This window comes from Ruegeria sp. SAZA006 (genome assembly GCF_059613465.1).
Map to the genome: position 1 here is coordinate 330410 of NZ_JBXWSO010000010.1, position 22603 is coordinate 353012.

General features: G+C 62.4%; 18 protein-coding genes. 8 read left to right on the plus strand and 10 right to left on the minus strand.

The window, feature by feature from the left end; translation table 11 throughout:
• Positions 1-19: 19 nt before the first annotated feature.
• Positions 20-1033: a LacI family DNA-binding transcriptional regulator gene (locus tag AC2FNZ_RS11025; protein WP_496840652.1), complete on the minus strand. Its 1014-nt coding sequence runs from the start codon at positions 1031-1033 to the stop codon at positions 20-22.
• Between the two features lie 219 nt (positions 1034-1252).
• On the opposite strand from AC2FNZ_RS11025, the gene AC2FNZ_RS11030 reads away from it, so the two are divergent.
• From AC2FNZ_RS11030 to nadC, 8 genes are all read left to right on the plus strand, one after another.
• On the plus strand, positions 1253-2560 hold the full coding sequence (locus AC2FNZ_RS11030; protein WP_496840654.1) for an extracellular solute-binding protein: 1308 nt from the start codon (positions 1253-1255) through the stop codon (positions 2558-2560).
• Positions 2561-2623: 63 nt separating this feature from the next.
• Positions 2624-3505 carry an ABC transporter permease subunit gene (locus AC2FNZ_RS11035; protein WP_093963282.1) on the plus strand — a complete coding sequence of 294 codons (882 nt, stop codon included), beginning with the start codon at positions 2624-2626 and terminating at the stop codon, positions 3503-3505.
• A gap of 36 nt (positions 3506-3541) precedes the next feature.
• Entirely contained in the window at positions 3542-4426 is an 885-nt protein-coding gene (locus AC2FNZ_RS11040; protein WP_093963283.1) for an ABC transporter permease subunit, read from the plus strand.
• 10 nt (positions 4427-4436) lie between these two features.
• Positions 4437-5477 (plus strand): ABC transporter ATP-binding protein, encoded by a 1041-nt coding sequence (locus AC2FNZ_RS11045; protein WP_496840656.1) that lies wholly within the window; start codon positions 4437-4439, stop codon positions 5475-5477.
• Entirely contained in the window at positions 5477-6487 is a 1011-nt protein-coding gene (locus AC2FNZ_RS11050) for an endonuclease/exonuclease/phosphatase family protein (protein ID WP_496840748.1), read from the plus strand. The genes AC2FNZ_RS11045 and AC2FNZ_RS11050 overlap by 1 nt, the downstream gene beginning before the upstream one ends.
• A 143-nt stretch (positions 6488-6630) precedes the next feature.
• The gene (nadA, locus tag AC2FNZ_RS11055) at positions 6631-7683 is read left to right on the plus strand and encodes a quinolinate synthase NadA (RefSeq protein WP_496840658.1); all 1053 of its coding nucleotides are present in this window, start codon (positions 6631-6633) and stop codon (positions 7681-7683) included.
• Positions 7684-7691: 8 nt separating this feature from the next.
• Positions 7692-9284: an L-aspartate oxidase gene (locus AC2FNZ_RS11060; RefSeq protein WP_496840660.1), complete on the plus strand. Its 1593-nt coding sequence runs from the start codon at positions 7692-7694 to the stop codon at positions 9282-9284.
• Positions 9257-10105, plus strand: a complete 849-nt coding sequence (nadC, locus tag AC2FNZ_RS11065; protein ID WP_496840662.1) for a carboxylating nicotinate-nucleotide diphosphorylase — start codon at positions 9257-9259, stop codon at positions 10103-10105. Before AC2FNZ_RS11060 ends, nadC begins: the two co-directional genes overlap by 28 nt.
• Before the next feature lie 7 nt (positions 10106-10112).
• On the opposite strand, the gene AC2FNZ_RS11070 is transcribed toward nadC, so the two are convergent.
• The 9 genes from AC2FNZ_RS11070 to AC2FNZ_RS11110 form a co-directional block, all read right to left on the minus strand.
• Positions 10113-10931, minus strand: a complete 819-nt coding sequence (locus AC2FNZ_RS11070) for a M90 family metallopeptidase (RefSeq protein ID WP_496840663.1) — start codon at positions 10929-10931, stop codon at positions 10113-10115.
• 41 nt (positions 10932-10972) lie between these two features.
• A complete protein-coding gene (locus AC2FNZ_RS11075; protein ID WP_496840665.1) occupies positions 10973-12817 on the minus strand; it encodes an amidohydrolase in 1845 nt (614 codons plus the stop codon).
• A 98-nt stretch (positions 12818-12915) separates the two neighbouring features.
• Positions 12916-13647, minus strand: coding sequence for an amino acid ABC transporter ATP-binding protein (locus tag AC2FNZ_RS11080; RefSeq protein ID WP_496840667.1), 732 nt, complete (start codon positions 13645-13647; stop codon positions 12916-12918).
• Positions 13647-14480 (minus strand): amino acid ABC transporter permease, encoded by an 834-nt coding sequence (locus AC2FNZ_RS11085; protein WP_496840669.1) that lies wholly within the window; start codon positions 14478-14480, stop codon positions 13647-13649. The genes AC2FNZ_RS11080 and AC2FNZ_RS11085 overlap by 1 nt, the downstream gene beginning before the upstream one ends.
• 1 nt (position 14481) lies before the next feature.
• On the minus strand, positions 14482-15297 hold the full coding sequence (locus tag AC2FNZ_RS11090) for an ABC transporter substrate-binding protein (protein WP_496840671.1): 816 nt from the start codon (positions 15295-15297) through the stop codon (positions 14482-14484).
• 105 nt (positions 15298-15402) lie between these two features.
• Entirely contained in the window at positions 15403-16818 is a 1416-nt protein-coding gene (locus AC2FNZ_RS11095; protein WP_496840672.1) for an FAD-binding oxidoreductase, read from the minus strand.
• 105 nt (positions 16819-16923) lie between these two features.
• The gene (locus tag AC2FNZ_RS11100; RefSeq protein WP_093963294.1) at positions 16924-17181 is read right to left on the minus strand and encodes a DUF4242 domain-containing protein; all 258 of its coding nucleotides are present in this window, start codon (positions 17179-17181) and stop codon (positions 16924-16926) included.
• 30 nt (positions 17182-17211) lie between these two features.
• On the minus strand, positions 17212-20772 hold the full coding sequence (locus AC2FNZ_RS11105; protein ID WP_496840674.1) for an AAA family ATPase: 3561 nt from the start codon (positions 20770-20772) through the stop codon (positions 17212-17214).
• 87 nt (positions 20773-20859) lie between these two features.
• On the minus strand, positions 20860-22596 hold the full coding sequence (locus AC2FNZ_RS11110) for a SulP family inorganic anion transporter (protein ID WP_496840676.1): 1737 nt from the start codon (positions 22594-22596) through the stop codon (positions 20860-20862).
• Between the last annotated feature and the right edge of the window lie 7 nt (positions 22597-22603).

The following is a 22603-nucleotide window of genomic DNA, read 5'->3' on the forward strand; positions in this document are numbered from 1 at the left end:
TCTCGATTGATGCAGCTGTTCAATGCGTCTCGCGTTCGATGACGCTGGGGTCCAAAAAGATACTCTCTTCGGGACGGCCGGGATCGACCAGCCTACGCTCCAGCAGCGCGATGATCGCGTCAACGGCGGCGTCGATGGGGTTCCGGACTGTCGTGAGGCGGAATGTCGGCCATTTCGCCATGGCGATGTCGTCGAAACCAACAATCGCCAAATCGCCGGGAACGTTCAGAGACAGATCGCGCGCAGCCGATAGCGCCCCGATCGCCGTGGCGTCATTGGCGCAGACAAGCGCATCCAGAGAGGCGCGGGACAGCAGGCTGCGCGCGGCGCCGTATCCGCTGTCGACCGAGTAATCAGTCGGGTGTTCGGCCACGAGGTCAAGCCCCGCCCGATCCAGCGCCTGGAGAACCCCGGCGCGGCGCCGCGAAGACGAGTAGAACTCCTCGGGCCCGCTGAGAAACCCGAACCGGCGCCGTCCCCTGCTGATCAGCAAGTCGGTGATCATGGTCATGCCATCGGCATTGCGGCAGCAGACATTGTCGACACGGGGCCCTTGGACGGGACGGCCTGACGAGATCATCGGGATGCCGAAGCGCGCACATCTGTCCACGATTTCTTCGGACATGCTGCCGCCGCGCAGAATCAATGCGTCCAACGGATAGCGCAGCAGTTCTCGCAGCGCCTGATCCGTGTTGGCGCCGGTTCGGTCGATCAGAATGGGCCATTTCTTCAACCCGCTCAGGGCTTGGGCCAGTTCACCGACAAAGGCCGAGTCGTAGGGGCTGCGCATGTTGCCGACGAAGACGGCGACCAAATTTGATTGCCCCGCCTTGAGGCCAGCCGCCAGTGCATTCGGTTGATACCCTGTATCGGCCGCGATCTTCAGGATACGTCGACGCTTCTCGGAGGCGACGTAGGCTCCGGGCGTGAAAGCGCGCGAAACAGCTGAACGCGAGACGCCCGCAAGGTCTGCAACGGTCTGGGCCGTTGCGCGCCGGGGGCGTTTTGCGTCCTTGTTTCTATCGCTACACATGCGGTTGGCGTTTCACCTTTTCAGAGGGTTTCAACATTCTTGCAATGAATCGAATCTTTCATCAAACTGTCACGGTTGGAAGCTAGTGAACACGTGTGCACATTTTGCGAAAGGTGTCAGCCTTTTTCTGGATGTGAAATACGTCATCGGGGGAAATACCCCGTAGTTTCCAGGGCTTTGGCCCGCCCGTAGGGGCGCAACATGAATCGGAGGAACTACATGATAAACGTCAAAACAGGTGCTGCTGCTGCCGCGTTCGCGATGATGGCGAATACGGTCTCGGCCGAAGTCGAGATTACGTGGTGGCACGCCATGGGAGGAGCCCTGGGTGACACCGTCAACCAGATTGCCGAGGATTTCAACGCGTCCCAGGACGACTACAAAATCACGCCGGTTTTCAAGGGTACGTATGAAGAGACTCTGACTGCCGGCATCGCCGCATTCCGTGCGGGTGAACAGCCCAACGTCCTGCAGGTATTCGACGCCGGCGCCGCCACCGTGATTGGCGCCAAGGGCGCGACTGTTCCGGTTCAGGACCTGCTGGAACAGAACGGCGTTACGTTCGACATCGAGGACTATATCTCGGGTGTTCGCTACTTCTATGCCGACAGCGACGGCAAGATGATCGGGATGCCGTTCAACTCGTCCTCGCCCATCATGTATTACAACGTCGATGCGCTGGAAAAAGCGGGTGTGACGCCGCCGAAAACCTGGGAAGAGTTCCAGACCGTGACGGCCCCGGCGCTGAAAGAGGCCGGCTATATCGGCCTGTCGCAGTCGCATCTGCCCTGGATCTTCACCGAGAACTTCCATTCGCGCCACGACCTGCCGTTTGCCACCAACGACAACGGCTATGAAGGCGCTGACGGCACCAAGATTCTTGTCAACAACGACGCGATCAAGGCACATTTCAGCGCCGTCAAAGACTGGAAAGACAACGGGTTCTTCGAATGGTACGGCACCGGCTGGAGCGACAACCAGACCCCGTTTGAAGAAGGCAAGGTTGCCATTTGGCTGGGCTCGTCCGGTTCGTTCGGCGGCCTGTCCAAGAAGGATCTGCCGTTTGAGTTTTCGGCCACCTTCCTGCCCTATTGGGAAGCGGTGACCAAAGAGCCCAAGCAGACCTTCATCGGCGGCGCGGCCCTGTTCGCGATGGCCGGCAAGAGCGACGAGGAAAACAAAGCGACCGCGGCATTCTTCGAGTTCCTGACCAAGCCCGAAACCCAGTACATGTGGCACCGCGAGACCGGCTATGTTCCGATCACCACCGCCGCCTATGAAATGGCGAAGGGCGATGGTCACTATGACCGTGCCCCGGCGGCCGAGGTCGGCATCAAGCAGCTGTCGCTGCCTGCGGGTGAGAACACCAAGGGTTATCGCATGGGCTTCTACGTCCAGATCCGCGACGTGATGAACCGCGAATATGGCCGGATCCTGACCGGTGAAACCTCGGTCGAGGACGCCTTCAAAGCAATCGAGGACGAAGCCAACGGTCTGCTCGAGCGTTTCGCAAAAACCCAGAGCTGATCCCACTCGCCAAGAAACGGGCGGTCGCAGAAGTGCGACCGTCCTCCCTTTTTCGGAGTTTTCATGAAACGCGCTGGTTTTTCCACTCGCTGGCTGCCGGTTCTACTGCTGTTGCCGCAGCTGTTGATCATCGCGGTCTTTTTCTACTGGCCTGCCGCTCACGCGGTGCAGTCTTCGTTCTTCCTTCAGGATCCGTTCGGGTTTGGGTCGACCTTCGTCGGGCTGGACAACTACAGCGACCTTGCCGGGAATTCCGAGTATCTCAGCATTGCCTGGTTCACGGTGATCTTCACCGTTCTGGTCACGTTCTTTTCGCTGTCGATCGCGTTGTTGCTAGCCGTGAAGGCCGACAATGTGCTGCGCGGCGCCAAGACCTATCGCACGCTGCTGATGTGGGTCTATGCTGTGGCGCCGCCGGTGGCGGGTTTCATCGGCCTGATCCTGTTCAACCAGAGCTGGGGGCCATTGACCGAACTGGCGCGTTCGATCGGGTGGGATTTCAAACTGGGCGTGAATTTCAATGACACCGCCACGGCGATGGTTATCGTTTCGGTCTGGAAACAGGTTCCGGTGAACTTCATCTTCTTTCTGTCTGGCCTGCAATCGATTCCGCGATCGGTGCGTGAGGCGGCTTTGATCGACAACCGCTCGTCCACGGGCCGGTTCTGGGACGTGACTTTCCCCCTGTTGGCGCCGACCGGGTTTTTCCTGCTGATCATCAATATCACCTACGCATTGTTTGATACTTTCGGTGTGATCGACACGATGGTGAAGGGTGAGCCGGGCAACAACCCGATGACGCTGGTCTACAAGGTTTACGTGGACGGCTTCCGAGGCAACGATCTGGGTGGCAGCTCGGCGCAGTCGGTTGTTCTGATGGTGCTGGTTTTGGCCCTGACGGTGTTCCAGTTCCGGCTGGTCGAACGCCGCATCCACTACACGTAAGGAGGGCAGACAATGACCGAAGCACATACCCCTGCGATGGCGTCCGCCACTTCACCCACCCAAACGCGAAAGCGCGGCATCCGACTGTCCACGATCCTTGATCACACGATCCTGATCGTCGGCTCGTTGTTCATGATGCTGCCGCTGCTGATGATCTTCCAGATGACGACCGTTCCGGATGTCGAGGTTATCAAGACCGGACCCAGCCTGACGATCGGGGACCAACTTGCCCCCAACTTCCAGAAGGCAATGTTCGAGGCCTCGGGATTTTCCGGCCAGAACACGGGCATGAACATGCTCAAGAACTCGTTCATCCTGGGCATCGGTTTTGCCCTCGGCAAGATCATCATCGGCATGATGGCGGCCTATGCGATCGTGTATTTCCGTCTGCGCTTCGCCACGCTGGCTTTCTGGGTGATCTTCACCACGTTGTTGCTGCCGCTCGAGGTGCGCATTCTGCCCTCGTACGAAGTGGTGCAGAAACTGGGGATGCTGAACACCTATCAGGGCCTTATCATCCCGCTGATCGCCTCGGCCACGGCCACGTTCTTCTTCCGGCAATTCTTCCGCTCGGTCCCCGAAGAACTGGTCGAGGCCGCGCGTATCGATGGCGCCGGCCCGGTGAAATTCTTCATCGACATCCTGGTGCCGCTGTCGCGTACCATGATTGCGGCGATGTTCATCATCATGTTCGTGTTCGGGTGGAACCAGTACCTGTGGCCCACCATGATCACTACCGAAGAGGACATGTTCACCCTGGTGCGCGGGATCAAGCAGATCACGCAGGTGCTGGAGGGCAACCGCATTCCCGAATACGGCCGGGCCAACCTGCTGGCGATCATCGCCATCATCCCCCCGGTCATGGTCGTCATCTTTTTCCAAAGCTGGTTCGTCAAGGGCCTGACGGAATCCGACAAGTAAGGCAGAATCAATGGCTCAGGTATCCCTGAAGAACATCCGAAAAATCTATCCCAACGGCGCCGAGGCGCTGACCCCGTCCAGTTTCGACATCGGTGACGGCGAGTTCGTGGTTCTTGTCGGCCCGTCGGGCTGCGGCAAGTCCACACTGCTGCGCATGGTGGCCGGGCTGGAAGAAATCACCGAAGGCGAATTGACGATCAATGGCCGCGTCATGAATGATGTTGACCCGGCCGATCGCGATATCGCCATGGTGTTCCAGAACTATGCGCTGTACCCGCATATGACCGTGCGCAAGAATATCGCCTATGGTCTGAAAAATCGAAAGACGCCCAAGGACGAAATCGAACGCAAGGTGGCCGAAGCCGCTTCGATGCTGAACCTGAACGAATTTCTGGATCGCAAGCCCTCACAGCTGTCGGGCGGTCAACGCCAGCGGGTCGCCATGGGGCGGGCCATCGTGCGTGATCCGGCGCTGTTCCTGTTCGACGAGCCGCTTTCGAACCTCGATGCCAAGCTGCGCAACCAGATGCGCATCGAGATCAAGGCGTTGCAGAGGCGTCTGGGCGTGACCTCGATCTACGTCACCCATGACCAGGTCGAGGCGATGACCATGGCTGACCGCATCATCGTGATGAACGCGGGCCGGATCGAACAGATCGGCACCCCGGCCGAGATCTATCACCGCCCGGCCTCGACCTTCGTGGCCAGCTTTATGGGCGCTCCGCCGATGAACCTGATCGGCGCACGTCTGGAGGGCGGCCGCGTGATGATCAACGGCGATACGGTGCTTGCCACGGCCGAAGGGTCTGGCGCGGTGACTGTAGGTGTGCGGCCCGAAGATGTACTGATCGGGGCGGAGGGCTCGATCGCCTTTCACGTCGAAATCATCGAAGAGCTTGGCGCGCACCGCCTGTTGCACGGGCGTCTGGCAGATCAGGAGTTCACGATCCACGTGGGCAAGGATGTCGAAGCCGCGCCCGGAGAAACGCGGATCTCACTCAAGCCCGACGCGATCAGCCTGTTCCACCCGGAAACTGGAAAAGCCTTGTGATCACGGAGATCGTGTCGTCTTTGCCGCCGGTCTCGGATGATGTCCGAGACCGCATATTGGCGGCGCCGCGAACGGCCAAGGCGCACCGCGCCCTGATGGCGCAGACACCGGCGATGAACGCGGTGCAACTGGGCGGAAACGCAACCCGGGACGTTTTGGGCGCGCGTTTCTCGGCTGCGGCTTGGAATGTGGAACGCTGCCTGTTCCCCGAAGAGAACGCAACCCACCTGGCGGCTGTGACCCCGGACATCGTTCTGCTGTCCGAGGTGGACCACGGTATGTCCCGTACCGGTCAACGTCACACGACGGCCGAAATGGCCGACAAGCTGGGTATGGCCTACGCCTTTGGAGTCGAGTTCTACGAACTGGATCTGGGCGGTCCGACCGAGCGCGCCTTTTGCAAGGATGATTTCAACACCCTCGGGTGGCATGGGAACGCGATTCTGTCCTCGGTTCCGTTCAAACGCGTGGCCATGATCCGTCTTGACGACCATGGCCACTGGTTTGCGGCCGAGTCCGGGGCGTCGGATCCGCAACAACCGCGGCTGGGTGGCCGAATGGCGATTGCAGCAGAAGTCGCGACCGAGAACGGGCCTGTATGCGTGGTCTCCACCCATCTGGAAAGCAACGCCGCGGCCGCGCATCGCCATGCGCAGTTTCAGCTACTGCTGGATGCGCTCGATGAGTTTGCGCCCGGGATGCCGGTGCTGATCGGTGGCGATCTGAATACCGGCAACCACCTGCCACCGGATTTCGACTGGCGCCGGGAAACCCTGTTTGCTTTGGCGGAGCAGCGCGGATTTTCCTGGGAGTTCACGACCGAAGGCCACACCACCCGGCCCAGCCTGATCACGCCGCACCCGGACCGGGTGATGAAGCTGGACTGGTTTGCCGGCAAGGGGATGATCTGCCGCGACCGGGGTCTGCTGTCGTCGCTGACCGCTGACGCCAAGCCGCTTTCGGATCATGACTGTGTCTGGTGCACGGTTGAGGTGCCTGACGCCGGGTGACTCCGGCCTGTCCGCGATATTTGGTCACGTAGCCCAACGTCCCGATGAACTTCGGGGCGTTTTTTCGCGGTTCGACTGTGGAAAACGGTTTGGAAACCCCATAAGAACGAGGCCACCTATGCAACAGGCGGAAAACCAGTCCAGTGTTTGACCTCCCCGCGCAGCGCGCGCCTCTTTCCGAGAAATTCGACCTGACCCCGTCGCCCGAGCTGGCCGCCAGCATGAGCGATATCTACGACCGCATGTCGCGTGTCGTCACGCCAGCGGACTGGGCGATCTACGCGCCCTATGTCAAGGCGATCAACGATCTGAAAGCCGAACGCAACGCGGTGATCCTGGGCCACAACTACATGACGCCCGAGATCTATCACGGCATTTCGGACTTCGTCGGCGACAGCCTGCAGCTGGCCATCAAGGCGACCGAGGTCGAGGCCGAGGTGATCGTGCAATGCGGCGTGCATTTCATGGCCGAGACCTCAAAGATCCTCAGCCCCGAAAAGACGGTTCTGATGCCCGACATGGAGGCCGGCTGTTCGCTGGCCGAGTCGATCACCGCCGAAGGCATCGCCGAGATGCGCCACCGTTATCCCGGCGCGCCGGTCGTGTCCTATGTGAACACCACGGCCGAGGTGAAGGCGGCATCCGACATCTGCTGCACGTCGTCCAACGCGGCGCAGATCGTGGCGGCGATGGACAGCGACACGGTCATCATGACCCCCGACCAGTACCTGGCGCAGAACGTGGCCCGCGACGTGCCGCAGAAGAACGTGGTCTGGTGGGAAGGCTCGTGCATCGTGCACGAGCAATACACGGCGCAGGACCTGCGTGAGTTCCGCGAATGGAACCCGGGCACCCGCCTGATTGCGCATCCCGAATGCCCGCCCGATGTTGTGGCCGAGGCCGATTTCTCGGGTTCGACCAGCGGCATCATCAAATATGTCACCGACGAACAGCCCGAAAAGGCGATGCTGATCACCGAGTGTTCGATGGCGTCGAACATCGCGGATGCGCTGCCGCAGGTCGATTTCGTCGGCCCCTGCAACATGTGCCCCTACATGAAAAAGATCACGCTGGAAAAGGTGTTGTACGCGCTGGACACCATGACCGGGCAGGTCGAGGTTGACCCCGACGTGGCGGAAAAAGCGCGCCTTTCCGTGCAGCGGATGATCGACCTGTCGCGCAAGCTGGGAATTTGATCGGGGCGATGCAGACGGTCTCGACCCCTCGGGTGGTCATCATCGGCGGCGGGCTGGCCGCGGTCTATACAGCGCTCAAGCTCGATCCGCACCCGGTGGTGGTGATCTCGCCCGAGCCGCTGGGCTCGGGTGCCAGTTCGGCTTGGGCGCAGGGAGGGGTGGCGGCGGCAATGGACCCGTCCGACAGCCCAGAAGCCCATGCCCGCGACACGATGCGCGCCGGTGCAGGGTCCGTCCTGCAGGAGGTGGCCGAGTTCGTCACCCGCGCGGCGCGGGATCACATTCTGGACCTGTCCGATCTGGGCACCGGGTTCGACCGGGACGCCGAAGGCGGGTTCATCCAATCGCAGGAGGCCGCCCATTCGGTGGCCCGCGTGGTGCGCGTCAAGGGCGACCAGGCCGGTGCCGAGATCATGCGCGCCCTGATCGCCGAGCTAAGGCGGCGTACTTCGGTCCAGGTGATCGAAGGTGCGCTGGCGGTGGGGCTGGAAAGCGACGGGGCCAAGGTGTCGGGCGTATATCTGGCGCCGACCGACGCGCCGGGGGCCGAACCGGTGCTGCTGCGCGGGGCGGCGCATGTACTGGCCACGGGCGGGTCGGCTGGGCTTTTTGCCGGCACGACCAACCCGGCGCGCATCCGCGGGCAGGGGATCGGCATGGCCGCACGGGCCGGAGCCCGGATCGCCGATGCCGAGTTCATTCAGTTTCACCCCACCGCGATCGACGTGGGCGAAGACCCGATGCCGCTGGCCACCGAGGCCCTGCGCGGCGAGGGCGCCGTACTGATCAACCGCCACGGCGAACGGTTCATGCAAGGCATCCACCCCGATGCCGAGCTGGCCCCACGTGATGTCGTGGCGCGCGCCGTCTATCTGGAAACCAAGGCCGGCAACCGGCCCGCGCTGGATACCCGCGCAGCGATCGGCGCGGCGATCCGCAGTCAGTTTCCGGCGGTGACCGAGGCCTGCCTGCGCAACGGTGTCGACCCCGTGACCCAACCGATCCCGGTGGCGGCGGCGGCGCACTACCACATGGGCGGCGTGGCCACCGACCTGAACGGCCGCAGTTCGCTGGCCGGGCTCTGGGCCTGTGGCGAGGCGGCCTCGACCGGGTTGCACGGGGCGAACCGGCTGGCGTCGAACGGTCTGCTCGAGGCGCTGGTCTTTGCCCGCGCCTGCGCCCGTGACATCGCCGGCACCCTGACGGTGGCCGACGCACCCGAGGTGCGGCTGCGCCTGCCATCGGGCGGTACCGAGCCCGACCCGCAGGCAGTGACCGAACTGCGCCAGGTCATGACCGATTGCGTGGGCGTGGTGCGCGACGCGGACCGGCTGCGCCGCGCCTTGGGCCGGATCGCCGTGTTGGAGTCGCTGCACGGTCAGTCGCACCTGTTCCGTAACATGACCGCAACCGCCACGCTGATCGCGGCGGCTGCGCTGAAGCGCACCGAAAGCCGCGGTGCGCACTACCGATCCGATTGTCCTGATACGGCCACGGGGCCGGGGCGGCGGTCTGATCTGACACTGGACGAGGCCGTGGCGCTGCGGTCGAAAATCTTCAAGGAAACCGCAACATGCATCATGCCACTGTCCCCGACCTGATCCTCGAACCGATGGTCCGCGCCGCGCTGACCGAGGATCTGGGTACCTGCGGCGACATCACCACCCGCACGGTGATCCCGTCGGACGTGACCTATGCCGCGCGGCTGAACGCGCGCGAGGATGCGGTTGTGTCGGGCATGCAGGTGGCGGCCTTGGCGTTCCGGCTTGTGGACCCGACGTTGAAGATCAAGCCGCTTGTGGCCGACGGGGACCGCTGCACCAAGGGCCAGACCCTCATGGAGATCACCGGCAGCGCGGCTTCGATCCTGTCCGGCGAACGCGTGGCGCTGAACTTTGCCGGTCGTCTGACCGGGGTGGCGACCCTGACCGCCAAGCTGGTGGCGCAGACCGCCGGGACCAAGGCGCGCATCACCTGCACCCGCAAGACCACCCCGGGCCTGCGCATCGTCGAGAAACTGGCCGTGCTGCATGGCGGCGGGTTCAATCACCGCCATTCGCTGTCGGATGCGATCCTGATCAAGGACAACCACATCGCCGCCGCCGGCGGGGTGCGCGCGGTGTTGGGGGCGGTCAAGGCGCGTGCGTCGCACATGATGAAGGTCGAGATCGAAGTGGACCGGTTGGACCAGCTGGCCGAGGTTCTGGACACTGGCGGCGCTGATGTCGTGCTGCTGGACAACATGACGCCCGATACATTGGCCGAGGCCGTGGCGATGGTGAACGGGCGTCTGGTGACCGAGGCGTCGGGCAATGTCACTGTGGGGACGGTCGCAGCGATCGCGGCGACCGGAGTCGACTATATCTCGTCCGGGGCGCTGACCCATTCCTATCGGACAATCGATCTGGGTCTGGATTTCTGATCATAGATCATGACGGTTTCGGCCATTTGATTGGATCCAGCCGGAAGTATTTGGACAGCTGCCCGTAGAATTCGGGCGCGGTATCCCTGAGGGCCTCGGGGCGTTCGAAGAACAGCTCGACCGTGACGGCAAAGAACTCTTCGTGTCCGGTGGCGCCATAGGGGTCGATCACCGTGCGCCGGCCTGTCTCGACCGCGTGCAGATGCGCGTCATACGCGGCCAGAAAAACACGTTCCCACTCGGCATAGCTTTGATCTCTGGCCAGAACTGGCACACCGTTGGTGCCGCCGGACAGATCATCCAGCTGATGCGCGAATTCATGAAACACGACGTTGTGCCCGTCATGATCGTTTGCCGCGCCCTGTTGGCTGTGCGCCCAGGACAGGATCACCGGCCCCCGATCCCAGCTTTCGCCGGTTCGGATGATCTCTTGTTCGGTCACGACATAGCCGCTGTGCCGCTGTTGGCGGGACTTGAAGGCATTGGGATAGATCAGGACCGTCGTCAGATTATCGTACCATTGGTCCGAGTTGACGACTAGCAGGCAGGCCTGCGCGGCAATCGACAGGCGCATCTCTTCCGTCACCTCCAGCCCGTCGCAGCCGATGAAATCGACCTGGTTCAGGAACAAGTTGATCTTGCCCTCCAAAGTGGCGCGCAACTTGGCAGGCAGCCGCTCGAGGATCGGCACCATCGCATGGATGGTTCGCCGCTCCTCATCGCTCAGGGGTGTTTGCAACAGCTCGGCCCTGGCCCTGAACTTCGACCAGAAGTACCAGGCCACCAGACCGGCGATTGCCGCAACAAGGGTCAGAAAAAGCACCATGTGGCGACGGTATCTCTATTGCCCCACCTCGGAAAGCCGATTCATTCGGTCGAGGGCTGCGTGAAGTTCGCCAGCCAAGGCCGTTCGACATCCATGCCCTGATACAGCGCATGCAGCAGCAGATGTGCCGTCACCGGGTCGGGGGCAAGGGGGCGTAGGTCCAAGCGCCCCTCTTTGACCGCCGTATCGGCGTCGAAGATCACCGCATCCTCTTTGATGGTGGTCAGCACCCGAAGCTGGGCCAGCGTTTCGGGGTCGACCGCGGTCGGGTCATCCGAAAGGATCACGAAATCGGCCAGCTTACCCACTTCGATCGAGCCCTTCTGGTCTTCTTCGAAATGCTGCCATGCCGGCCAGATCGTCATGGCCTTGAGCGCCGTCATCACATCGACCCGTTGATGCGGGCCCAGGATGTCGCCCGACCGGGTGCGCCGGGTGACCGTTGCGGCCAGAACCCGCATGCTGTCGGGAAACGCCACAGGCGCGTCGTGATGCGTGCCGAACATCATGCCGCGTTCGGTCACCCAGCCGGTCGGCGAGATGTTGTCGGCATTGACCGGCCCGACCGTGTGGTCGCGGTGCCAATCGCCCCAGTAGAAGGTGTGCATCGGAAACAGCGATGGGAACACGCCCAATCTTTTGAGGCTGGCCACCTGATCCTCCCGCAGGAACTGACCATGCACCAGAACCGGCCGGTTGCCCGGATCGCCATAGGTCAGCCGCGCCTCGTCGATGGCGGCGACCAGCATATCCGTGGCGCCCTCGCCATTGGAATGGGTCAGGATCTGGTGACCGTTCTCGAAACACCAGTTCACCGCATCCTGCAACTGCTCGCGCGTGATGGCGGCGTATCCGGCATAGCCGGGCGGGTAATCCCCGACCGGATCGTAGTAGGGCCGATCCCGCAGCGCGGTAAATCCTTGCGGCGAGCCGTCGATTGTCAGCTTGCACCCGCCGACTCGCACCCGGTCGGCATAGGTGCGCGAGGCGTCCGACGCGATGAAATCGCGCGATTCCAGAATGTCGGGAAAGGCCACGACGTCGATCGGAAGGTCGCCGTCTGCGGCCACCCGGCGCAGGGCCTGAACCACCGCGCCCGAGGAGCGCCCCTCTTGCGCGGTGGTGTAGCCAAAGCGCGCCCACATCCGGCTGCCGGCGCGCGCGAAAGTCTGCAGCCCGTCTTCGCCGACATTGCCAAGCAGAGGCACCAAGGCGCCGAAGAATGCGTATTCCTCCAGCACACCGTTCGGCTCGCCGGCCTCGTCCTTTCGGATCACACCTCCTGGCGGGTTCTCGGTTTCTGCGGTGATCCCGGCCAATTCGAGCGCTTTGGAATTGCCCACCCCCAGATGCCCCGATTGGTGGATGATCATGATCGGAACGTCGCGCGAGACCGCGTCCAGTTCGGAACGGGTGGGGTGGCGCAGCTCGGCCAGTTGCGCGTTGTCATAGCCAAAGCCGATGATCACCCCCATCGCTTCGACCGTGTCGCTATTGGCCTCGGCCCACGCGGACAACGCCGCCTGCAGGCTGGCAATGTCGGTGACCTTGCCATCCGGTGGGGCCAGCAGGTTCGCCGACAAGGCTTGCAAACCGCCCATGACGACGTGGCCGTGGCTGTCGACAAAACCGGGCAGCATTGCGCGCCCGTCCAGATCAAAGATCGTCGTTTCTTCGCCCTGATGACTGCGCATCTCGGCCAGTTCACCTATTGCGATGATCCGCCCATCCTTGACCGCGACCGCCTGTACCGTGGGCTGAGCGTCAGTGATCGTCAGAATCGGACCGCCGGTATAGATCGTGTCCGCGACCTGTTGGGCCAAAGCCATGTTGCCGAGGGTCAGACCCGCTGCAACGCTCACGGCAGACAGGGATGAAAGACGCATTCCGAACCTCCAGCAGCATATGGCAATGCGATGGAGTCTAGCACGAAGTCCGCGTCTGGCCCGTGCAATATTCAGTTGTCGAACCGGCGCGCCGGCGTTTACTTGAGCGCGCGCGCGAGGAATTGCCGTGTGGCGTCTTGCTGCGGGTGGTCGAACAGCTGCTCGGGCGGGCCTTCCTCGACGATGCGGCCGTTCTGCAGGAAACACACCTTGTCTGCGGCCTGCCGGGCAAAGCCCATCTCGTGGGTGGCCATCACCATCGTCATGCCCTGCTGTTTGAGCATCAGCAGCACGTCCAGAACCTCGCCCACCAGTTGCGGGTCCAGGGCCGAGGTGATCTCGTCGAACAGCATCACCTCGGGCTGCATGGCCAATGCCCGCACGATGGCGACGCGCTGCTGCTGTCCGCCTGACAGCTGGTCAGGATAATTGTGCATCCGGTCGGCCAGCCCGAAGCGTTCGAACATCTCTTCGATCTGGGGCAGCAGTTCGGCGCGCGTGCGTCCGCGCACGCGGCGCGGCGCCAGCATCACGTTGTCCAGCGCTGTCATGTGCGGAAACAGGTTGAAGCTCTGGAACACGATACCGATGCGCGCGCGCACCGATTGCGGATCCAGACCCGGCACCGAAATGTCAACCCCGTCCAGCAGGATCTCACCATCCTCAATCGGCTCAAGCAGGTTGATGCAGCGCAGAACGGTGGATTTTCCCGCCCCTGAAGCGCCGATCAGGCAGACCATCTGCCCCTCGTCCACGGTTAGGTCGATGCCGTCGCAGACGGTGCGGTCGCCAAAGCGTTTGACGACGTTCTGCAGGTTCAGTTTCGACATCAGCGCCGCTCTCGCATTTGTCGGGCCATCAGGTGGTCGGCATAGCGCGTTGCCGGGATGGTCACGATCAGGAAGATGATCGCCGCGCCCACGTAAGGCGTGAAATTGGCCAGCAGCGATTTGAACACGCCGGCCTGGCGGAAGATCTCGACCGGGCCGATGAAACTGAGAAGCGACACGTCCTTTTGCAGCGCGATCAGCATGTTCATCTGCGAGGGCACGACGTTGCGGACGGCCTGAGGCAGCACCACGTCGCGCATCACCTGTCCTTCGGTCAGGCCCAGCGACAGGGCGGCGGCGCGCTGACTGTGGTGTACGCTGTCGATGCCCGAGCGGAAAATCTCGGCCACATAGGCCGAATAGGTCAGGATCAGCGCCAGCGACCCCCAGATATAGGGCGAGTTCCATGGCCGGGTCAGGCCCAGCCCGGGAATGCCGAAGCCGATCAAATAGACGGTCAGGATCACAGGCACGCCACGGAAGATGTCGGTGAAAGCCGCGCCGAAGATGCGCAACGGGAACAGCGCGGGTGATTTGGTGTCGCGGGCCAGCGCGATCAGCAGCCCCAGCACCGCGATCGCGGGCGCCGACCAGGCAAAGATCATCACGTTGATCTTGAAGGCTTCAAGCAGCTTCGGGAAGGTCTTGACCAGCACCTCGCCGTTGAAAAAGCTCTGCTGGACCTTGGCCCAGCCCGGCGCCAGCGGTACCAGCACGATCAGCGCCACGACGACCAGAACGGTGCTGGTCGCGGCGATCCGGATCGACCGCCGCCGCTGCTGCGCCTCAAAAAGTTCGCGGCGGGTCGGGCCCGCCGTTCTGTTTCCTGTCATGTCACTTGATCAGCGGAACGCCCGTCGTGTCCTGCAGCCACTTGGCCTCGATCTCGGCCAGCTTGCCGCTTTCAGTCAGCGCGGCGATGGCCGCATCCACGCAGGATTTCAGCGGGTTGCCTGCCTCCATCAGCATGCCGAACTGGTCGGGATTGTCGCCTTGATCGGCAGGGAACTGGCCGATGACCTTGGAGCCTTCGATCATAACCGCGCTCAGGAACAGGGCGGTGGGCAGGTCGAACAGCGCGGCGTCGATCTGGTTCGCAGTCATGGCCGCGTTCACGTCGGCATTGTCGCCATAGAGCAGCGGATCGGCATCCGGCTGGATCACGCTGGCCAGTTTCGGCACGGCGGTGGTCGACCCGACCGCGCCCCATTGCAGGCCCTTCAGCGCCTCGAGCGTGGGCGGGGTGTCAACGGCGTTTGCGCTGACCAGAACGGCCATCGGCGCGGTGTAGTAGGGGGCCGAAAAATCGACGACCTGATCGCGCTCGGGCGTGATCGAGTATTGCTGGATGTTCACGTCGAAATTCTTGGCACCGGGCTGGATCGCCTCGTCAAAGGACGACCGGACCCAGACCACGTCATCCGCGGCAAAGCCCATCTCTTCGGCCACGGCATAGGCGACGGCGGCTTCAAAGCCCTGGCCGGATTCGGGCGCGTCATCCATCACCCACGGGTAATAGGCCGGGTTTCCGGTGGCCACGGTAAACTTGCCCTCGGTCAGGGTCTTGCCCGCGGCGCAATGCCCATCCGCAAGGGTCGAAGTTGTGGTGAACGCAAGGGTTGCGGCCGCGATCGAAAGCATCTTGGACATGAGTCTGGGTCTCCTGTTGGGAATGTCGGGCCCACGGTAGTGTTGCCCGCCGACCCTGTCCAGTTGGTCGCGGTCTATGCCAGACACCGCAAGAAGTTCAAGCCGTCACGCGGGTGGAATGTTGTGATTCACCCGGAAGAGATTGCCTGGATCGTAACGACCCTTGATGCGCGACAGCTGCGTGGCATTGGCTCCGTATGCGCCGGACAGATGATCGGCCTCGTCCGCTGGCATGAAATTGACATAGGCACTGCCGGTTGCATGCGGCGACATGCGGTCATAGAGCGCACGCGCCCAGGCGATGCAGGTGTCATCCTTGGCCGGATCTTCCCAACGGGTGTGCACGTTCATGATGAAATGGGCCGAGCGTTGGGGATAGGCCGTAGCCGCAGCTTCGACCCGGGCCATCGCACCGCCGACATGGGCAATGAACACTTCGCAGGACGGGTCCGGAAGGGTCGAGATACTGTCCAGAAGCCCTGCGATTGCATCCGTGGGCAGGGCATCAAAATCGTGACTTTTCCAATAGTTCCGCGCGCCGGGGGTCAGCAGCGGGTCAAAAGCGGCCTGCCAGTCGACGAACGCGTGCGGCGAGATCACGTCCACGATCGGGTCTCCGAGGGCGCGCAGCGGCTCCATCGCGGCTTCGCCGTTTTCGATGGGACCTGCATAGCAGGCGGCAAAGATCAGCACCTCGCGCCCGTGCCATTCCTCGGGAAGGAAGGGCAGGGGAGGGGCCTTGCGCATCACCGTCCAGACCGTCAGCTCGTCAGGCGCAGTGTCAGCGATCCGTGCGTATTCGGGCAGCAGGGCGGGGCCCTGCTCGATCGGATGCACCACAAGGCCGGACAGCACCTGCGGCCCCAGCGGATGCAGGCGGAACTCGAACGAGGTAACCACGCCGAAATTGCCGCCACCGCCGCGAATGGCCCAGAACAGGTCCGGGTGGCTGTTTTCCGATGCGGTCACGATCGATCCATCGGCCAGCACAACCTCGGCCGAGATCAGGTTGTCGATGGTCATACCGAACTTGCGCGTCGTCCACCCAAAGCCGCCGCCCAGTGTCAGCCCGGCGATCCCGGTGGTCGAGTTGATGCCCGTCGGAACCACCAGACCGTGCGCCTGCGTTTCGCGGTCCACGTCACCCAGCACCGCGCCCGGCGCCACACGCGCGGTGCGCGCCTTCGGGTCGACATGCACCGATTTCATCTGCGACAGGTCCAGCATCACCGCGTCATCGGCCACCGCATGCCCGGCGATTTGGTGCCCGCCCGAGCGGACGGACATGATCAGCCCCGCCTCGCGCACGAAATTGACGGCCTTTTGCACATCGCTGGCCCCGAACGCCCGTATCACAAAGCCGGGTTTGCGGTCGACGATGCTGTTCCAGGTCGTCCGGGCTTCATCGTATTCCGGGCTGCCGGGAAGAAAGACGGATCCACGCAGCGACGCGTCCAAAGCGTCCAGCCCGTCTTGGTCCACGGTTTTGGTGCTGCCGTTCAGCGTTATCAGGTCAAACATGATCAGTCCTCCAGATCAGGTGGACAGGTTTCCTGCGGTGCTGCCTCGGGCAATGGGTCGCGCGCCCCATTCGAGCGAAGGGCGCTCAATGCAAATTGGGTCGTTTCAGGCGAAGATGCCGGGATCGATCCGATCAACTGGTGTGATGACGTCAGCCGGAATGTTCAGACGCTTGGCCGCCTTGCGCAGGCTTTCCGCGTCAGGCGCCTCGTACAGGCAATAGGTTTTTCGCTTGTCCGCGCTCAGGAACGAGAAAATCCACTCGATCCCTTCTTCGTCGTTGATTTCCTTGATCTTTACCTTGTCATCGTCGCCAAGCTCAAGCTGTTCGGCGAAGTTCCGTTCGATGATGTACCTTGGCATTATGCACCCCCCTGCGCATGTGCTCGGAGTCTAAGACGCGGATCCTTCAAGTTTTGACCTAAGGGAAACCATACCCAATTCCCGGGCAGTTGCCAACGCTTCGGCCTCAAGCGACAGGGCCGCGCGCAGATCCTGAGCGCGACCGCGACGGCGAAGGGCCCAAGCCCGCGCGGCTTGGCTGTGGGCGATCCACGGCGGAGCGGCCATCGCTGTGTCCACTTGGATCGCGGTTTCGAACAGCTCGTCGGCGGTGTCCCAATCACCCAACACGGCGGACAGAGCTCCCAGCCGCCGGGCCGCGGATCCGGTGCAGACGGTTGTCGCGCCGGCCGTGATCGTCAGGTCCCTATAGGGCAGCAGCTTGTCGATCAGCGTTTGGGCATGGTGCGTGTTCTCGACCGAGACGCAGATATCCGCCAGGTAGGACAGGGTGGTCGAGTACATCGCGTCTTGGGGCAGATCAAAAGCGGTGTCCGCGATCTCATTGAGAATTCGCTCGGCGGGCTCGCGAAACCCCAGTTCGGCGGCTATCAGGCCGAATCCGGGTTTCCAGCTGGTTTCGCCGGGACTGTCGGACATGAGCCGTTTGATCACAGGGGCCACCTCATGCAACCGGGCCTGCTCGCGCCGGATGGTGAACATCTGAACGCCGTAGACACCCTCGACATGGGCGCCGTGTGTCTGACGCCCAATTTTGACCGCTTCGCCTGCATAGGTCTCGGCGCGTTCGAAATCACCATCCAGGATGGCCACCATTGCACGGGCGTTGATCTGGACCCAATACAGCTGTCGGTGGTTGTCCTTGTCCGAAATCTCGGTCAGCAGTTTCAACGAGGTGTCGACCAACTGGCGGTCCGCCATTTCGGCACCGACAAACAGGCTCAGGGTACGGTCGCGACCCTGATCGATGTTTCCAAGCTTTTCCGCAACTTCGTGCATGGATTCGAGGTTCTTGCGCCAGTTCCGCCGATCTTCGCCCTGTCGCGCCACGAAGGGAGCGCCGAAGCGGGTCATCATGACGGCGAACTGGGATTTGTGATCCCCCAGCCGGGCGGCCAGTTCCATGCATAGCTGGCCATATTTGGCGCCCTCGGAAAAGTCGCCGATGAACATGTAGGCGCGGGCGATCTGGGCCATCAGACGACACCGCCGAACCTCATCTGTTGGCGGCAGGTTGTCTAATGCCTCAAGGCAAAGGCTGATCGCCTGGCCGTGCCGTTGACCGGCCATCATACATGAATCGGCGAAGTGATGTGCCGCGTCGGCAGCAAGGTCCGTCCGGCCTGAGTGCCGGGCCGCGTCCGAAGCTTCCTTCAGTTTGGCGATTCCTTCCGGCAACCTGCCTGCGCTGTCATAGCTGCGCCCAAGCAGCAGGTTTCCAACGATCGTCTGAGGACTTTTTTCGTCGCCCAGTTTTTGCGCGGCTTTCAGGGTTTCCGTCGCATTGGCCAAGGCTTCTTGGCTGGCCGACCGTGACAGGGCCATTTCCGTCGCAGCGCGCCACCGGTCATAGGCGGCAGCCCTGTCTTCGGCCTCGGTCAGGTGCCGTGCGGCCAACTCGGGGCGTCGTTCAATCTCGGCTGACCGCAACTGCATCAGCGCGTGGGCGACATTGGCGTGTTGGGTCTTGCGCGTACTGCTGAGCATGGACTGATAGGCGGTGTCCCTGATCAACGCATGGCGGAATACATAGTGCCCTTTGTGGTGTCCGCTTTCAAAGACCAGACCAGCGCGACATAGCTCAGCCAGACAAGTGTCGAGCTCTGCCGGGGCTTCCGGCATCGACGCAGCAAGCAAAGCCGGTTCGAACTCGCGACCGATAACCGACGCGGCAAGGGCCGTTTGTTTGGCGTCGGGCGATACGGCGTCCAACCGGGCCATCAACGCTCCGCTTAGGGACGAGGGCACGTTCACACCGACCCCGCCGGTTTCGTGTATGGCGCGGGTCAGTTCCTCGACAAAAAGCGGCACGCCGTCGGTTTTGTCGACAATCAGGTCGACCAATTCCGGATCCGGATAGCGGCCCGAGACACGTTGCACCAGATGGGCGACCTGCTCGGCATCAAGCCGCCCCAGATGCAGGGTTTGGACATGGCTGTCCCCTTCGGTCTTCTGCATTTCCCAGCCGGGGCGATGCGTGATCACGATCAGAAGGGGAAGGTCGACGCACAACGCTTTGAAACGGTCCAGCAAGGCGTGGGTCGAGGCGTCGATCCAATGGGTATCCTCGACAAACAGGATGACCGGACGTTGGACGGCCCGGGCCTTTACCGTGGTGATCAGCGCTTGGATCGTCAGGTCTCGCTGTTCCTGGGGCGACAGTTGCAAGACCTGCTGGGCCAAGGTGCTTCGCGGGGCGACCAAGGCGGCGAAGGCAGGAAGAACTAGGTCCAGATCCAACCCCTGACGCTGGGCCAGCATGTCGTTAACACTCTCCTGCACCCTGTCGTCGTCAAAATCCGGGTCGACGCCCGCATCCTGCGAGATCCGTTCGGCAACCGGGTGAAACGGACTGCTGGTCAGGTAGGGTGAGCAGTTCAGTCTGATGATGTCGGCCTGATGGACCACGCTTTCGTCTTGCAGAAACTCCTCGATCAGGCGCGACTTGCCGATTCCCGCTTCACCTGACAGCAGGACCACTTCGCCTTTGCCGTCCTGCGCGTGTTTCCAGGATTGCAGAAGGATGCCCTTTTCAAAACTGCGGCCGATCAGGAATCCGTGGGCACCATCCCCGCGAACAGCGTGGAACCGGCTTTCGGCGCTGCGCTCAGCCACGACCTGAACCAGGTCGTGCGCGACATCGAAGCCTTTCAGGGGCACGCTGCCCAAGGATGAAACCTCGAACACGCCATCCAACGACCCTGTCAGGTCTGCACGGGGCATGACGACGGCGTTTGCCGGGGCTTTTTCCTGCAACCTGGCGGCCAAGTTCAACACCGGTCCGGTCATGGCACCTTCTTCGAACGAGTTTTCACCGATCGCGTCACCGACAACCACGTCGCCGCTGGCGATGCCGATGCGCACGGCGAGCGGGGTTCCGTCGGGCGTCGTCATCTGCCGGACCCTTCGCACGGCTTCGAGACCTGCTTTGACGGCCCGAATGGCGTGATCCTCATAGGCGCGGGGCCACCCGAAAAAGACCAACAGCCCGTCGCCAAGGTATTTTGCAACATATCCTCCGTACCGGCTGACGGCACCTGCGACGGAATCCTGGTATCGCTGCAACAGGATCCGCATGTCTTCGGGGTCGATCCGGTTGGTCAATTCGGTCGAGCCGACGAGATCGGCAAAAAAGACCGTCAGATGGCGCCGCTCGGCCGGAGCGCGCGACGGTTGCCCATCCGTGTCGGGCCGTATTTCGGCTGCGGCTGCTGCGATGTCAGATGTTGGCTGCTCGGGCGTTTGTTCATCAGACAGGACGCGGGCGGCAGCCAGAATGACCTTGCGGTGCCCGAGGCTGACTCCAAGCTCTCGGAGATCGTCATTCGTCAGCAGAGGCAGTACGCGTGCATCAACGTCATTCTCCGCAAATGTCTCTGCGTATTGGCCCAGACCCAGATCGTTCAGCCATGTTTTGACCGTGAACCCCATTGACGGATCATGCGTGGTTGCAATTCGTCAATCAAGCGTCAGGATAAAACTTAACATAATCATGATTACGCGGGTAAAAATCAGAACTCATTCTGCTGCGTAGGTGATCCGGTCAGGCGCGGTCAGTCTTTGCCAAGCGTCATATTGCGACAGGAACACCTGCCCATTCAATTCATCGAGGAAATGCGACTGCTTCAGGCGGTCCATGACCGGGCCTTTGACCTCGCTCAGGTGCAGCCCGGCACCCATGTCGCGCAGGCGGTGGTTGATCGCCTCAAGGCTTTCGAGCGCCGAGAAGTCGACCTCGTTCACCGCCGAGAACATCAGAACCACGTTGCGGATCTCGCAGCCCTCGGTCACGCGCGACTGGATCAGATCCTCAAGGAAGCGGGCATTCACGAAGTATAGGCTTTCATCCACCCGCAGCGTGACCAGTGTGGGGTCGGTCTGGACCTTGTGGCGCAGGATGTTGCGGAAGTGCTGAGTGCCCGGCACCAGCCCCAGTTCGGCCACATGTGGACGTGAAGTCTTGTAAAGATGCAGAAGGATCGAGATTGCCACGCCGCTGGCAACACCCGCTTCGACACCGGCCATCAGGGTCAGGACGATTGTGGCGGCGACAGCGGTGAAATCGGCCCGTGAATAGCCCCAGGTCTTTTTGAGGATTGAAAAATCCACCAGGCTAAGCACCGCCACGATGATCGTCGCGGCCAGCGTCGCCTTGGGCAAGAAATAGACCAGCGGGGTCAGGAAAAGCGCGGCAATCGCCAGCCCTATGGCGGTGAAGGCACCAGCCGCCGGGGTCTCGGCGCCCGCGTCGAAGTTCACCACCGAGCGCGAGAACCCGCCGGTGACCGGAAAGCCCCCGGTGAACGCAGCGCCCAGATTGGCCGCGCCCAGGCCGATCAGTTCCTGATCGGGGTCCACGCGCTGGCGTTTCTTGGCCGCCAGCGTCTGCGCGACCGAGATGCTTTCGACAAACCCGATGATCGAGATCAGGATGGCGGGCACCAGCAGCGCGCCGATCAGATCCGAGGACAGCCCTGGCAGGGTCAGAGGCGGCAGGCTTTGGGGCACCTCGCCCACGATCTGGACGCCGCGCGCGTCCAGCCCGAAGGCCCAGACCGACACGGTCGTGACCACCACCGCCGCCACCGGCCCGGCCTTGGTCAGCACATCAGCCAGCAGCGGTGGCACCCCCATGCGCCGCAGCGCGGGTTTGAGGTTCTTGCGCACCCAGAACAGGAACGCAGTGGCCAGAAAGCCGATCACCGTGGTAATCCCGCTGGTCTGGTCCAGATGCGCAAGGATCGAGCCCAGCATCTCGGGCAAAGTATGCCCATGCGCGCTGACCCCCAAGATGTGTTTCAGCTGGCTGGTGGCGATCAGGATGCCCGAGGCGGTGATAAAGCCCGCGATCACCGGATGAGACAGGAAGTTGGCCAGAAAGCCCAGCCGGAACACACCCAGCAGCAGCAGGAACCCGCCCGACAGGAAAGCCAGCGTCAGCGCCGCCACCGCATAGCCTGCGGTGCCCTGTTCAGCCACCTGCCCCACCGCACTTGCCGTCAACAGCGACACCACCGCCACCGGACCCACCGCCAGCGCCCGGCTGGTGCCGAAGATCGCATAGAGGATGATCGGCACGATCGAGGCATAGATCCCCGCCTCGGGCGGCAGCCCCGCCAGCAGCGCATAGGCCAGCGATTGCGGGATCAGCATGATCGTCACGATCACCGCCGCGATCATGTCATTGGACAGCGCCGTCCGGTCGTACCGGCGGCCCCAGTCAAGAATTGGCAAGTATCGCAACAGGTTGTGCATCGGTTCC